Source organism: Rhodoplanes sp. SY1 (genome assembly GCF_046000175.1).
Classification (GTDB): domain Bacteria; phylum Pseudomonadota; class Alphaproteobacteria; order Rhizobiales; family Xanthobacteraceae; genus Rhodoplanes.
In genome coordinates this window covers 1-796 of the sequence record NZ_JBEOMB010000516.1, presented here as the reverse complement: position 1 = coordinate 796, position 796 = coordinate 1, and the positions used below count along the sequence as shown (strand labels likewise).

The 796-nt window shown below is 64.7% G+C and carries 1 pseudogene; it reads right to left on the bottom strand.

From position 1 onward, the window contains the following. Positions 1-796 (bottom strand): annotated as a pseudogene (locus ABTU92_RS30695) (hypothetical protein); the annotation flags it as partial.

Genomic DNA, 796 nt, shown 5'->3' with positions numbered 1-796 from the left:
CACGATATCCATCACACGTTTCGTCGCGCATTCGAAGGTCGACAGCGGGGCCCGCTGCACCTCGATCGTGAACCCGTCCCGCGGCGACCCCGAGCTTTGTCGTCGCAGGATGGTCGCGATCGCCCGGTCGGGGAGCAGGCGTACCGGCAACGGGGAAGTCCTGATCCGTTCTAGGGCGGCCTCGATCTGCACCGTGTTGGTCCACGGCAGCACCAAGACGATCTCGTCGGCACGCCTTTGACGAGCGGTTTCGAGCCCTTCGTCGACCAACGCCTTCAGGCGCCGGAGGGAGCCGTCGACCTCGGCCGGCGGCAGCACGACACGCTCCACTTCCTCGAGCCCGAACCCAGCGACCAGGTCACGCGTGTCGTACTGCCCGAGCTCGTGCTGGGTTCCGATGACGAGCACGCGTCGGCCCCGAACCATTGCATTCAGCAGCCCGAACTGGAGCATTCGGACGGCCGTACGGCGCCACACGAGCAGGCCGGCTCCTGCCATGACGGCGAAGGACGCGACCGCGCCCCGAGAGACCTCGCCACCGGCCTTCACCACGAACAAGACCACCGTCAAGAACAAGACGGTGGCCGCCCAGCTCAGGCCTGTGCGCAATGTATCACGATCCCGCCGCAACATCTCGGCGAGCTCGTACATGCCGAGGTAATTCATGATGAAGCAATACGATACACAGGCGATGAGACCTAAGCCGAGATAGATCGAAGGATCACCGACGACGACATATATCGCCGCGTGGTAGGCCGTGCTCGCGAACGCGGCGGAGCCGATGACGATGACGGCG